Source organism: Streptomyces sp. P9-2B-2 (assembly GCF_030406865.1).
Taxonomy (GTDB): Bacteria; Actinomycetota; Actinomycetes; order Streptomycetales; family Streptomycetaceae; genus Streptomyces; species Streptomyces platensis.
This window is the reverse complement of the sequence record NZ_CP129126.1, coordinates 5183003-5195695: the sequence shown is the minus strand read 5'-3', so window position 1 is coordinate 5195695 and position 12693 is coordinate 5183003. Positions and strand designations below refer to the sequence as shown.

The 12693-nt window shown below is 74.0% G+C and carries 11 protein-coding genes; 4 read left to right on the top strand and 7 right to left on the bottom strand.

Translation table 11 applies throughout. The features are described from left to right. Positions 1-40: 40 nt before the first annotated feature. From QT196_RS22785 to QT196_RS22775, 3 genes are all read right to left on the bottom strand, one after another. Positions 41-1873 (bottom strand): L-aspartate oxidase, encoded by a 1833-nt coding sequence (locus tag QT196_RS22785; RefSeq protein ID WP_168480782.1) that lies wholly within the window; start codon positions 1871-1873, stop codon positions 41-43. After that, positions 1870-3024 (bottom strand): pantoate--beta-alanine ligase, encoded by a 1155-nt coding sequence (gene panC / locus QT196_RS22780; protein WP_248001639.1) that lies wholly within the window; start codon positions 3022-3024, stop codon positions 1870-1872. Before panC ends, QT196_RS22785 begins: the two co-directional genes overlap by 4 nt. A 110-nt stretch (positions 3025-3134) precedes the next feature. Further along, a complete protein-coding gene (locus tag QT196_RS22775) occupies positions 3135-4127 on the bottom strand; it encodes a DUF2520 domain-containing protein (protein WP_168480780.1) in 993 nt (330 codons plus the stop codon). Positions 4128-4607: 480 nt separating this feature from the next. On the opposite strand from QT196_RS22775, the gene QT196_RS22770 reads away from it, so the two are divergent. After that, positions 4608-5762: a beta-eliminating lyase-related protein gene (locus QT196_RS22770; protein ID WP_266737775.1), complete on the top strand. Its 1155-nt coding sequence runs from the start codon at positions 4608-4610 to the stop codon at positions 5760-5762. Positions 5763-5841: 79 nt separating this feature from the next. On the opposite strand, the gene QT196_RS22765 is transcribed toward QT196_RS22770, so the two are convergent. Beyond that, positions 5842-6108, bottom strand: a complete 267-nt coding sequence (locus tag QT196_RS22765; RefSeq protein WP_266737778.1) for a hypothetical protein — start codon at positions 6106-6108, stop codon at positions 5842-5844. A 100-nt stretch (positions 6109-6208) separates the two neighbouring features. Between QT196_RS22765 and QT196_RS22760 the strand changes: the two genes are divergently transcribed. Further along, positions 6209-7336 (top strand): DUF5937 family protein, encoded by a 1128-nt coding sequence (locus QT196_RS22760; RefSeq protein WP_266737780.1) that lies wholly within the window; start codon positions 6209-6211, stop codon positions 7334-7336. A 262-nt stretch (positions 7337-7598) separates the two neighbouring features. Here the strand turns inward: QT196_RS22760 and QT196_RS22755 are convergent, their stop codons facing one another. Both QT196_RS22755 and QT196_RS22750 read right to left on the bottom strand, forming a co-directional pair. Beyond that, complete coding sequence (locus tag QT196_RS22755; protein WP_290355561.1) at positions 7599-8282, bottom strand: response regulator transcription factor; 684 nt, start codon at positions 8280-8282, stop codon at positions 7599-7601. 115 nt (positions 8283-8397) lie between these two features. Beyond that, positions 8398-9603 carry a histidine kinase gene (locus QT196_RS22750; protein WP_266737782.1) on the bottom strand — a complete coding sequence of 402 codons (1206 nt, stop codon included), beginning with the start codon at positions 9601-9603 and terminating at the stop codon, positions 8398-8400. Positions 9604-9775: 172 nt separating this feature from the next. Between QT196_RS22750 and QT196_RS22745 the strand changes: the two genes are divergently transcribed. Both QT196_RS22745 and QT196_RS22740 read left to right on the top strand, forming a co-directional pair. Next, positions 9776-10810, top strand: coding sequence for an SAM-dependent methyltransferase (locus tag QT196_RS22745; protein ID WP_290355560.1), 1035 nt, complete (start codon positions 9776-9778; stop codon positions 10808-10810). Positions 10811-10854: 44 nt separating this feature from the next. Beyond that, positions 10855-11997 carry an NADH-quinone oxidoreductase subunit D gene (locus QT196_RS22740; protein ID WP_168480774.1) on the top strand — a complete coding sequence of 381 codons (1143 nt, stop codon included), beginning with the start codon at positions 10855-10857 and terminating at the stop codon, positions 11995-11997. 16 nt (positions 11998-12013) lie between these two features. Here QT196_RS22740 and QT196_RS22735 read toward each other — a convergent pair whose 3' ends face one another. After that, positions 12014-12631 (bottom strand): TetR family transcriptional regulator C-terminal domain-containing protein, encoded by a 618-nt coding sequence (locus QT196_RS22735; protein WP_290355559.1) that lies wholly within the window; start codon positions 12629-12631, stop codon positions 12014-12016. Positions 12632-12693 lie beyond the last annotated feature (62 nt).

Sequence of the window (12693 nt, the reverse complement as noted above, 5' to 3'; positions counted from 1 at the left end):
GTGCGGTGCGGTCTGTCTTGGCAGGCGGTGGGAGCGGTGGCTACGAGGTGGCCGTCGGCGGGAACTCGGCGGTCTCCGTCGTATGCAGGGTCAGCGCGCGGTCCGCACCCAGGGTGATGCGGAAATGGCGGCGCCAGGAGACATCGTCCCGGTCCGGGTGGTCCTCGCGCCAATGACAGCCGCGGGTCTCCGCCCGGCGCTGCGCCGCGGCGACCAGCACCCGGGCCACGCACAGGAGGTTGGTGGCCTCCCAGGCTTCCACCCCGGGCTCGGGGGTCTTGCGGTCGGCGAAGCCGGCGGCGCTCCCGGTGGCGGCCGCACCGGCCGGTTCGCCGCCGACCGTGGGGCCGGCCGCCACGGTCGCCTCCCGGTGGAGACGGTCCAGTTCGGCGGCCGCACGGGCGAGGCTCTCCGCGCTGCGCAGCACACCGGCACCGGCGGTCATGATCCGCTGCACGGCCGTACGGGTCTCCGGGGCGAGCAGCGGAAGGGTGGTGCGGGGCGCGGACACGGCGGGCTCGGGCGCGGGGCGCGCGCCGTCCGCCGGTGCGCCGTCCGCGCCGCTCGCCGCTGCCTGCGGGACGGGGGTCGCGGCGATGTCCGCGGCGATCCGCTCCGCGAACACCAGGCCCTCCAGGAGGGAGTTGGAGGCCAGCCGGTTGGCGCCGTGCACGCCGGTGCAGGCGACCTCGCCGCAGGCGTAGAGACCGGGGACGGTGGTGCGCCCGCGCAGATCGGTGCGGACGCCGCCGGAGGCGTAGTGCGCGGCCGGGGCGACCGGTATCGGCTCGGTGACCGGGTCGATGCCATGGCTGCGACAGGCGGCGAGGATGGTCGGGAAACGGGTCTCCCACATCTGGGCGCCGAAGTGCCGGCCGTCCAAATACATGTGCTCGACGCCCTGTTCGTGCGCCCGGCGCATGATCTCCTTGGCGACGATGTCGCGCGGGGCCAGCTCGGCGAGTTCATGCCGGCCGACCATGAAGCGGGTGCCGTCGGCGTCGACGAGGTGGGCGCCCTCGCCCCGTACGGCCTCGGAGATCAGCGGCTGCTGGCCTTCCGCTTCCGGACCCAAATACAGGACGGTGGGGTGGAATTGGACGAATTCCAGGTCGGAGACCTCGGCGCCGGCACGCAGCGCCAGGGCCACCCCGTCCCCGGTGGAGACCGCCGGGTTGGTGGTCGCGGAGAACACCTGCCCCATGCCCCCGGTGGCGAGCACCACCGCCGGGGCGTGTACGGCCCCGACCCCGTCGTGCTGGCCCTCCCCCATGACGTGCAGGGTGACACCGGCCGTACGGCCCTCGGCGTCCGTGAGCAGGTCGAGGACGAGCGCGTTCTCAATGGTGCGCAGCCCGGCGGCGCGGACCGCCTCGACGAGCGCGCGGGAGATCTCGGCCCCGGTGGCGTCACCGCCGGCGTGCGCGATACGACGGCGGTGGTGGCCGCCCTCACGGGCGAGCGCTATCTCGTCGCTGCCCGGTGCGGTGTCGAAGCGGGCGCCGGTGCCGATCAGCCGGTGGACGGCGTCCGGGCCTTCGGTGACCAGGGTGCGTACGGCGGCCTCGTCGCACAGTCCGGCGCCCGCGACGAGGGTGTCGGCCAGATGCTGCTCCGGGGTGTCGCCGTCGCCGAGCGCGGCCGCGATCCCGCCCTGTGCCCAGCGCGTGGAGCCGTCGTCCAGACGGGCCTTGGTGACGACGACGGTCCGGCGGCCGGCCGCGGCGCAGCGCAGCGCGGCGGTCAGTCCGGCCACCCCGGAGCCCACCACGACGACATCCGCCGCGATGGACCAGCCGGGGGCGGGGGCGGCCAGGCGTATACCGGTGCCTGCTGCGGGGCCGGGGCCGGTGCCTGTTCCGGTGGCGGTCATCGCGTCGCTCCGAGGGGGCCTTGGGGGGTGGTGGAGGGAGGTGTGGCGGGGGCGTCGGAAGGGGCGGCGGCCGTGCGGGTGCCGTCCTGGTGGGCGGGCGCCGGGCCGGAGCGCCCGGCTCCGAAGACGAGACGGATGTTGTCGATGAGCCTTGTGGTGCCGACCTTGGCCGCGACCGCGAGGATCGCCTCGCCCTCGTAGCTGTCCGGGATCTCGGTGAAGTCGGACGGGTCGACCAGCGCCAGGTAGTCGAGGGTGAGCGGCGGTTCGAGCCGGGCGGCGTCGTCCAGGACGGCCTGGGCGGCGGCGCGGGCCACGGAGGGGCCGTGCGGGGGTCCCGCGGCGGCGTAGGCGACGGCGTGCGCGTCGGCGGCGGCCCGGTCCTCGCCGAGGGCGGCCAGCGCCGCGGCCCGGTCCTGGGCCGCGTGGCCCGTGGAGGCGGCGCGGGCACGCAGCGCCTCTTCGGCGGCGAGCCGGTCGCGGGCCGCGAACAGCGCGGCGGACAGCGCGAGCGCGGTACGCCGCTCCGGGAGGGAGAGGTAGCGGTTGCGGCTGGAGAGGGCGAGGCCGTCCTCCTCGCGCACCGTGGGGACGCCGATGATCTCGACGGGGAAATTGAGGTCGGCGGCCATCCGGGTGATGACGGCGAGCTGCTGGGCGTCCTTCTGCCCGAAGAAGGCGAGGTCCGGCGCGGTCAGATGCAGCAGTTTGGCGACGACGGTCAGCACCCCGTCGAAGTGCCCGGGGCGGCTGGCGCCTTCCAGGAGGGTGCCCATGGGGCCCGCGGCGACCCGGATCTGCGGTTCGCCGCCCGGGTAGACCTCGTCGGCGGACGGGGCGAAGACGACGTCCGCGCCGGCGGCGGCCGCCAGCTCCGTATCGGCGTCCAGGGTGCGCGGATAGCGGTCCAGGTCCTCGCCCGCCCCGAACTGGAGCGGATTGACGAAGACCGTGACGACGACCTGGCCCTGCGGGCCGACCCGGCGGCGGGCGGCGCGGATCAGGGTGGCGTGGCCCTCGTGGAGCGCGCCCATGGTCATGACGACGGCGCGGGCGCCGGTGCCCCTGGGCTGTTCACGGAGGGCGGCGGCGGTGTGGAGGAGCTGTACGGGCCGGGTGCGGGCCGGCGGGGTGGGGCGGCTCTCGTCCATGGGCTGGTCCGGCTCCTGGTCGACGGGCTCCTGGTACACGGACATGTGCGGTGCCGGAGTGGCGTCCGGGTGGGGGCCCGGTTCGGGCGGCGGGCTCAGGGGCGAGGCGGTCATCGGTCGCCTTCCTCAGGGCCGTGGCCGGGGGCGTCGGGGTCCGGGCCGGAGGCGTCGGGGGCGTCCGGGGTGGTGCCGGGGCCGTCGCCGGAGTCGGCGAGCACTTCGAGCAGGTCCTCGGCCAGCTCCGGCTTCAGCAGTCCGTGGTCCAGCGCCCGGTCCGCGGTCGTACGGGCCATGGCGAGGTACCCGGCGACGCTCTGCGGTGCGTGCCGGCGCAGCTCGGCGATATGGGCGGCGACGGTGCCGGCGTCGCCCCGGGCGACCGGGCCGGTCAGCGCCGCGTCACCGGACCGGAGCGCGTTGTCCAGGGCGGCGCCGAGCAGCGGTCCCAGCATCCGGTCCGGGGCCTGCACCCCGGCCTCGTGGAGCAGTTCCATCGACTGGGCGACGAGCGTGACCAGGTGATTCGCGCCGATGGCCAGCGCCGCGTGGTAGAGCGGACGGGCGGATTCCGCGATCCACTCGGGCTCCCCGCCCATCTCGATGACCAGCGCCTCGGCGGCCATCCGCAGCTCGTCGGGCGAGGTCACACCGAACGAGCAGCCGGCCAGCCGCTGCACGTCCACGGAGGTGCCGGTGAACGTCATGGCCGGGTGCAGGGCGAGCGGCAGGGCGCCGGCGCGGGTGGCCGGGTCCAGGACCGCCGTTCCGTACCGCCCCGAGGTGTGCACCAGCAGCTGGCCGGGCCGTACGGCACCGGTCTCGGCGAGGCCGCTCACCAGGCCGGCCAGGGCGTCGTCGGGGACGGTCAGCAGCACCAGGTCGGCGCGGGCGAGGACCTCGGCCGGGGGGACCAGCGGAACGTCGGGCAGCAGCTCGGCGGCGCGGCGTACGGAGGTGTCGGACACGCCCGACACGGCAACCGGGCGATGGCCTGCGAGCTGGAGCGCAGCGGCCAGGGCGGGCCCGACACGGCCCGCACCGACGACCCCGATGGTCAGCCGGGCAGGGCGATCCTGGGCCTCGAGGGGTGGGAGTGCATTCACGCGGCGATGGCCTTCCGTTCCAGTCCGCGGGGGGTACCGGACGATTCCTCGCCATGCTACGCGAGTGTTTCCGGTGACTTTCAGAGCTGTACGGAAGGTGAGACCGGGGTCTCTCCCGGGAGTTATCCACAGGGGTCGCGGGGCCGCGCGGGGCTGGGCGACCATCGATGCGACGGCACGCGAAGGGCGCGGGGCGCGGCAGGACCGGGGGGTGTGAGGCGGATGAGGGAAGCAGGCGGACGCGGCACGGAGGAGGGCTCGCGGAGGGCTTCGGGCGGGGCGCCGGGCGGCACGCCGGGTGACGCTTCGAGCGGGGTGGCGGGCGGCGCTTCGAGCAGGGTGGCGGGCGGCGCTTCGAGCGGGGTGGTGGGGGGGGGCTGGGGGGGGGGCTCGGGGGGCGGGGGGGGCGGTGCGCCCGGGGGCGCTGCGGCAGGCGGCGCCTCGGCCGGGGCCGGTGGCGCTCGCGTGGGGCGGGAGCGGATGCGTGCGGCGTTCCGCGGCGCGCGGCGGGTGCTGCCGGCCGGCGCCCGGGAGACGGTCCGCGAGCGGCTGGACCGCCTGGTGGCCGAGGCCCCGGCCGCCTACGACCTGGACGACTGGACGGACTTCTACGGCAACGACGACGGCATCATCGGCGAGCTGGAGCGCCGGACCGCCGACGCCCTGGGCACCGAGGCCGCCGTCTTCTTCCCGACCGGCACGATGGCCCAGCAGGTGGCGCTGCGCTGCTGGGCGGGGCGTACGGGCAATACGACGGTCGCCGGCCATCCGCTCTCGCACATGGAGGTGCACGAGGGCGATGCCTGGTCGGTGGTCAGCGGGCTGCGCATGGTGCATCCGACCCACGCGCCGCGGCCACCGACCGCCGCGGAGATCTACGACCTGCCGGAGCCATTCGGGGCCCTCGCCCTCGAACTCCCGCTGCGGGACGCCGGCTTCGTGCTGCCGACGTGGGACGAGCTGACCGCGACGGTGGAGGCCGCGCGGGACCGTGAGGCGGTGGTGCACTTCGACGGCGCGCGCCTGTGGGAGTGCGGTCCGCACTTCGGCCGCCCGCTCCCGGAGATCGCGGCCCTCGCGGACAGCGTGTATGTCTCCTTCTACAAGTCGCTGGGCGGCATATCGGGGGCCGCGCTCGCGGGCACCGAGGACTTTGCCGACGAGGCGCGGGCCTGGCGGCACCGGTACGGCGGCCGGCTGTTCCAGCAGTGGCCGGCCGCGCTGGCCGCCCTGGCCGGGCTGGACCGTGAGCTGCCGCGGCTGCCCGAGTACGTGGCTCACGCCAAGGTGGTGGCCCGCGCGCTCGGCGAGGGCCTGGCCGAGGCCGGTGTGCCGTGGTTCCGCGTGCACCCTGGGGTGCCGCACACCCACCAGTTCCAGGTGTGGCTGCCACACCCGCCCGAGCTGCTCAACGAGGCCGTCGTGCACCAGGCGGAGCAAACCGGCACAGCGCTGTTCAGGGACTGGGCCGAGCCGGGCCCGGGCGGCCCACCCGGGGTGGCGATGACGGAACTCACCGTCGGCGCCGCCGCCCTGGACTGGACGGAGGAGGAAATCCGGTCGGCGACCGGGGAGTTCGTGGACTTCGTGCGGCGTGCGGGAGGGAGTGCGGCGGAGGGACGTGGTGAGAGCTGAGGCGGGTGGGCGGCGCGGCTAGGGGTGAGGTGGGCGTCAGGAGCTGAGGCGGGTGGGCGTGGCAAGGGGGAGGTGGGCGTCAGGAGGCGACGCGGGCGGGTGCGCCGTCCCGGGGTCCGGTGGCGTCGGCATCGCGGCGGAGCAGGGCCGTGGCGGCTGAGCGTACGGCGCGGCGGATGCGGGACGGCAGGCGGTCGGCGGGGGCCGTGACGACGGCTCGGAAGTGGTGCCACTGCTGGATCTCGCGGGCGGTGCGGACGGTGTGGGTGCCCGGGGCGGGGGGCGCGGCTTCGCCTCGCTGGGCGGCGCGGTAGAGGTCGAGGAGGTGCTGCTGACCGGCGTTCATGTCCTTCACTGTGCGGCGGTCCGGCCGCTCGGGGCACGTCGATTGACGAGAGCCGTCAATTGGCGTCCGCGCAGGTGGGAGCCTCGCGCATGATGTGCGCATGGCCAACGTCATCGACATCACCGGACTGCCGCCGGAGCGGGTCGTCTTCACCCCGTCCCCCTTGGCGGAGCTGGGCGCCGCGCTGCATGCGCTGTCCGAGCCGGGACACCACCCCGGGCTGCACGGCTGGGTCACCGCCACCAACGCGGCGCTGAAGACCGACCTCGCCGACCGGCTGTGCGAGGCGGACATCCTGTGGCGGTCCTCCCGTTCCGACATCCTGCTGCCGGCCCGCCCCGGGGCGACGCTGGCCGAGGACCTGGACGAGCTGGACAAGATCGACGACGAGCGGTTCGTGGCCGCCGCGTTCGAGATCACCTGCTCGCCCCGCTACACCCGCCTCACCCCGTCACCCCTGGTCGACGCGGGCGAGCGGGCACGCATACGGGAGATGGCCGCCGCGCGCGGCCCCCGGCAGGCGGCCTTCACCGACCGGATGCTCACCGACCCCGACGGCCTGCGGGTGTGGCTGCGCCGGCTGTTCGAGGACTGCGAGGAGGCGTTCTTCGGGGACATCTGGCGGCGGGTGAGCATCCAGCTGGCGGCCGATGCCCGGCACAAGACCGAGTTGCTGCGCCGCAAGGGTCTGGCCGAGACACTGTCCGCGACCTCACGGGCGTTGTGGCTGGAGGACACGCAGGACCACAGCGGCAGCGGCAGCGGCAGCGGCAGCACCCGCATCGTCCTCGACAAGCTGGCCCAGGGGCGTACGACGGCGTTCGCGGACCCCTCGGATCCGGGCGTCACCTTCCTGCCGACGTCGTTCGGCTGGCCGCATCTGGTGTTCGCCCATGCCCAGGGCTGGCGGCCGGTGCTCCAGTACCCCGTCGCGAGCCCGGAGTTGCCGGCGCCGGCCGCGCTGGAACTCGTCCAGCAGCGGCTGGAGGCGCTGGGCCACCCGATGCGGATGCAGCTGTGCCGGACGCTGTCGCGGGGGCCGCATTCGACGGGGGAGCTGGCGGAAGCGTTCGGCATCACCCCGCCGGAGGTGTCCCGGCATATCGCGACGCTGAAGAAGGCCGGCCTGATCCAGACCCGGCGCCGCGGGCGCTACGTACTCCACCAGCTGGACCTCCAGGTGGTGGCCCGCCTGGGCAGCGACTTCCTTGAGGGCGTGCTCCGCTGAGGGCAGGGGCCTAACGGCTCCGGCCCCGGGGCCACGCCCAACTGGTACCGCTCCCGGCCTGCCGCTCCCGGCCCGCCGGTTGCCAGCCACCCGACGGCCCCGGCTCCCGGGACACGCCCGGCCGCCCACTACCCGCCGGGCCAGTACCGCCAGCCCCGCACCGCCGAACCCACGACCACCGAGCCCCGACCGCTCCCAGCCGCCCCACGCCCCGCGCCCCACGCCCCACGCCCACCCAGCGTCAGCCCCCAACAGGCAGCCCCTAAGCCCCCGAGCCCCCCGCCCGCACCAGTCCCGTCTCATAGGCCAGTACCACCGCCTGGACCCGGTCGCGGAGGCTCAGCTTGGTGAGGATGCGGCCGACGTGGGTCTTGACCGTGGCCTCGGAGAGCACCAGGCGGGCCGCGATCTCGCCGTTCGACAGGCCCTGGGCGACCAGCAGCAGGACCTCCCGCTCGCGGTCCGTCAGCCGGTCCAGTTCGGGGCGGGAGGGTTCGCCGGAGGTGGCGGGCAGCATCGGCGTGAAGCGGTCGAGGAGCCGGCGGGTGGTGGACGGGGCGACGACCGCGTCGCCGCTCTCCACCGCCCGGATCGCGGCGAGCAGTTCGCTCGGCGGCACGTCCTTGAGCATGAAGCCGCTGGCCCCGGCCTTCAGCGCGGAGAAGGCGTACTCGTCGAGGTCGAAGGTGGTCAGGATGAGCACCTTCGGGGCGTCCTTCTTCTGCCCGCCCTCACAGATCCGGCGGGTGGCCTCGACCCCGTCCAGATGCGGCATACGGACGTCCATGAGGATCACGTCGGCCTGGACGCCGCGCAGCACCTCCAGGGCCTCCACACCGTTGCCCGCCTCCGCGACGACCTCCATGTCCGGCTGTGCGGCCAGCACCATCCGGAAACCGGTGCGGAGCAGCACCTGGTCGTCGACGAGCATCACGCGGATGGTCATGTGCAAGGGTCCCTTCGGACAGGAGTGGGGCTGAGCGTACGGGGTGGATGCGGGTGGCGGGTGTGCCGGTGGTCCGCACCCAAGGACGCCGTCCCGGCCGCCCCGGTTGGCATCCTCACCGGCCCGATTTCAGCGGGAGCACGGCGCTGACCCGGAAGCCGCCGCCCGGCCGGGGCCCCGCGGCCAGGGTGCCGCCGACCATGCCGACCCGCTCGCGCATCCCGATGAGGCCGTGGCCGAGGCCGTCCGACCCGCCCTCCTCGTAGAGCTCGCGCTGCGCGCCGCGTCCGTCGTCCTCGACGAGCAGATCGAGATCGTCGTCCCGGTAGGAGAGCCGGACGGTCGCGCCGACATCGGGGCCGCCGTGTTTGCGGGTGTTGGTGAGCGCTTCCTGGACGATGCGGTACACGGTCAGTTCGACGCTGCTGGGCACCTCACGGGGTTCGCCCTCCCGCCGGAAGTCGACCGGCAGTCCCGCGCTGCGCACCTGGTCGATGAGGTCGGTGAGCTGCTCGACGCCCGGCTGGGGAACGTATTCGCCGCTCTCGGGCTGTTCGCCGGTGCGGAGGACACCCAGCAGGCGGCGCATTTCGGCCAGCGCCTGGCGGCCCGTGCCGGAGATCGTCTCCAGGGCCTTCCGGGTCTGTTCGGGGGCGGCGTCGAGCACATAGGCGGCGCCGTCGGCCTGGACGACCATCACCGAGACGTTGTGGGCGACGACATCGTGCAGTTCGCGGGCGATACGGGCGCGCTCGGCCGCGACCGCGATCCGGGCCTGTGCCTCGCGCTCCTTCTCCAGGCGGGCGGCCCGCTCCTCCAGCTGGGCCCAGTAGGCGCGGCGGGTGCGCATCGAGTCGCCGAGCACCCAGGCCAGCACGAAGGGCACGGTGAGCAGCACGGTGACGAACAAGTTCGCCCCCACCCGCTGGCCGCCGACGGAATCCCCGAAGCGCCAGAAGGAGAGCGCGGGGCCGAATATGGCGCCGACGAGCGCACAGCGGGAGGCCCAGCGGGGGACCGTGGGCCCGGACGCGACGGTGTAGGTGATCACGAACATCGCGGCGTCGCCGAGGTTGGCCTCGATGCCGAAGGCCAGTTGGCCGACGCCGATGGCGGCCGTCAGCAGCAGCATCTTCACCGGGGCCTTGCGGCGCAGCGCGACGACCAGGCACAGGCCGATCGTGAAGATCGCGGCGACGGGCCGCTGGCCGCCGGAGAGCTGGAACACGACCCACAGGCTGGTGAACCCGAAGAGGAGGACGGCCCAGAAGGTGTCCACCCCTGTCGGGTGCCTGCGGAGGAAGTCATAGAGGCGCTGCACGTAACCCAGCGTAGGCACTCTGGATACGTGTACGAGTCAACCGAGCGAGCGATCCTGGGCGCCGTGCCTACTCCCCAAGGTGGAGGCCCTCTGCATCAAATGTGGCGGACCGCTGGACGGGCGGCACCTCGTGCCGCCCGTCCGGCCGGGGCCCGCCCGTACCGTGGGGCAGATGACGAACGAGTGGTGCGGGTGGCGCGAGGCCACGGAGCGGGCGCTGTACGGCCCGGACGACGGCTTCTACACCCGGCCCGGCGGCCCCGGCCCGGCCGGCCACTTCCGCACCTCCGTACATGCCTCGCCGCTCTACGCGGGCGCCGTCGCCACGCTCCTGTGCCGCGTCGACACCGCGCTCGGCCGGCCGGACGAGCTGGCGCTGGTCGACGTGGGCGCGGGGCGCGGCGAGCTGCTCACGGGCGTGCTGGCCGCGCTGCCCGCGGACGTGTCCGCGCGGGTGCGCCCGTACGCCGTCGAGCGCGCCGCGCGCCCCCGGGGGCTCGATCCGCGGATCGACTGGCGGGGCGAGCTGCCCGCGCCGGGTGCGGTCACCGGGCTGCTGTTCGCGAACGAATGGCTCGACAATGTGCCGGTCGAGGTCGTCGAGACGGATGAGGACGGTGTGCCGCGCCGGGTGCTCGTCCGCGCCGACGGCACGGAGCGGCTGGGCGAGCCGGTGGACGGCGCGGACGCGGACTGGCTCCGCCGCTGGTGGGCACCGCCCCTCACTGCCGACGCCGCCGGTGGCGGCTCCCCCGGGCTGCGCGCCGAGATCGGCCGCCCCAGGGACGAGGCCTGGGCACGGGCCGTCCGTACGCTGCGCGCCGGACTGGCCGTCGCCGCCGACTACGCGCACGAACGGGGCGACCGCCCGCTGTTCGGCACCCTCACCGGTTTCCGCGACGGCCGCGAGGTGCCGCCCGTACCGGACGGCAGCTGCGACATCACGGCACATGTGGCGCTGGACGCCTGCGCCGGGCCGTCGGCGGAGCGGCTGACCCAGCGCGCGGCGCTGCACGCCCTGGGGGTGGCCGGCCGCCGCCCGCCGCTCACCCTGGCCGCCACCGACCCGTCCGGGTACGTACGGGCCCTCAGCGCGGCCGGCGCGGCGGCGGAGCTGACGGACCCGGCGGGCCTGGGCGGTTTCGGCTGGCTCATGGAGCCGGTGGGCGGGGAATGCGCGGGGCTGCTCAAGGGGTGGGACGCCTGAGGGCCATGGCTTCCGCCCGGCGGGCGTCCTGCAAGACTGTTCCCATGACGGAGACGACGGTCGGCATCGGCGGCGCGGCGGAGAGCACCGACATGGTGCTGAACATCGGCCCGCAGCATCCCTCGACGCATGGCGTGCTGCGGCTGCGCCTCGTCCTGGACGGCGAGCGCATCCAGCACGCCGAGCCGGTGATCGGCTATATGCACCGCGGCGCCGAGAAGCTCTTCGAGGCGCGCGACTACCGCCAGATCATCATGCTCGCCAACCGGCACGACTGGCTGTCGGCGTTCTCCAACGAGCTGGGCGTGGTGATGGCCGTCGAGCGGATGCTGGGCATGGAGGTGCCCGAGCGTGCCGTCTGGACGCGGACCCTGCTCGCCGAACTGAACCGCGTGCTGAACCATCTGATGTTCCTCGGCTCGTACCCTCTGGAGCTGGGCGGCATCACCCCCGTCTTCCACGCCTTCCGCGAGCGGGAGGAACTCCAGACCGTCATGGAGGAGATCTCCGGCGGCCGGATGCACTACATGTTCAACCGCGTCGGCGGCCTCAAGGAGGACCTGCCGGCCGGCTGGCTCGGCCGGGTCCGGGAGGCGGTGGCCGATGTGCGCTCCCGGATGGACGTCTACGACAACCTGGTTCTTGGCAACGAGATCTTCCGCGGCCGTACCCGCGGCGTCGGTGTACTCGCGCCGGAGACCGTGCATGCGTACGGGGTGTCCGGGCCGATCGCCCGCGCCTCCGGAGTCGACTTCGACCTGCGGCGCGACGAGCCGTATCTGGCATACGGGGAGCTCGGGTCCACCCTTGAGGTCGTCACCCGCCAGGAGGGCGACTGCCTGGCCCGCTTCGAGTGCCTGCTGGCGCAGAGCCACAATGCGCTCGACCTGGCCGACGCCTGCCTGGACCGCATCGCGGAGCTGCCGCCGGGCCCCGTCAACCAGCGGCTCCCCAAGGTCCTCAAGGCCCCCGAGGGCGCGACCTACGCCTGGACCGAGAACCCCCTCGGCATCAACGGCTACTACCTCGTCTCCAAGGGCGACAAGACCCCCTACCGCCTCAAGCTGCGCTCGGCGTCCTTCAACAACATCCAGGCCCTGGTGGAACTCCTCCCCGGCACCCTGGTCGCCGACATGGTCGCCATCCTCGGCTCGCTGTTCTTCGTGGTCGGGGATATCGACAAGTAGGCGGGCGGCGCGCTCGCTATGCCTCCTTGCGGAGGGTCCGCAGATGGCGGCGCAGGACGTTCCGGAGGGTTTCCGGTGTGATGCGTTCCGGTTCCAGCGTCGCCTGGAGCGTGAGGCCGTCGAGCAGGGCTGAGAGCCGTAGCGTCTCCAGTTCCGGATCCAGGTCGTCCAACAGGCTGCCCGCCTCCTGAGCGCCGCGCAGCACCCGCTTCACCAGGTCCCGCATACCGGCTTCCAGCTCGACCGCATGCGGCCGCAGGACGGGCCGCGTACGGGCCGCGGTCGTGAACGCCTGCCAGAGCATGGCCTCCTCCCGCCGCTCCTCGTCCAGCGGCAGGAATTCGCTGAGCAACTCCTCCGCACGGGCCCGGTGTTCGCCGGCCGCCCCGGGGTCGAGCAACCGCTCCGCATGGATCCGCACACGGCCCTCGATACGGGCACTCAGCTCCGTCATCGCGAAGATCAGCACTTCGTCGTGGCCGGCGAAGTAGTGGCGGACCGATCCGACGGCCAGCCCCGCCTCCTCGGCGACGTTGCGGAGCGACGCGCCCTCCACCCCTTCCCGCTGCACCACGCGGAGCACGGCCTCGGCAACGGCCCGGCGGCGGGCCCCGGGATCGACGATCTTCGGCATATTGCGATTGTGGCACGCCCGGGCTAAATTATTTTTTGGCACGAGTGAGCTAAATAATGCTG

Bases quoted from the DNA above. Each gene is read 5' to 3' on its own strand.
- QT196_RS22765 (WP_266737778.1), bottom strand. From the start codon at position 6,108: ATGAACGCCGGTCAGCAGCACCTCCTCGACCTCTACCGCGCCGCCCAG.
- QT196_RS22770 (WP_266737775.1), top strand. From the start codon at position 4,608: ATGCGTGCGGCGTTCCGCGGCGCGCGGCGGGTGCTGCCGGCCGGCGCC.
- QT196_RS22740 (WP_168480774.1), top strand. From the start codon at position 10,855: ATGACGGAGACGACGGTCGGCATCGGCGGCGCGGCGGAGAGCACCGAC.
- QT196_RS22755 (WP_290355561.1), bottom strand. From the start codon at position 8,282: ATGACCATCCGCGTGATGCTCGTCGACGACCAGGTGCTGCTCCGCACC.
- QT196_RS22745 (WP_290355560.1), top strand. From the start codon at position 9,776: ATGACGAACGAGTGGTGCGGGTGGCGCGAGGCCACGGAGCGGGCGCTG.
- QT196_RS22785 (WP_168480782.1), bottom strand. From the start codon at position 1,873: ATGACCGCCACCGGAACAGGCACCGGCCCCGGCCCCGCAGCAGGCACC.
- QT196_RS22735 (WP_290355559.1), bottom strand. From the start codon at position 12,631: ATGCCGAAGATCGTCGATCCCGGGGCCCGCCGCCGGGCCGTTGCCGAG.
- panC (WP_248001639.1), bottom strand. From the start codon at position 3,024: ATGGACGAGAGCCGCCCCACCCCGCCGGCCCGCACCCGGCCCGTACAG.
- QT196_RS22760 (WP_266737780.1), top strand. From the start codon at position 6,209: ATGGCCAACGTCATCGACATCACCGGACTGCCGCCGGAGCGGGTCGTC.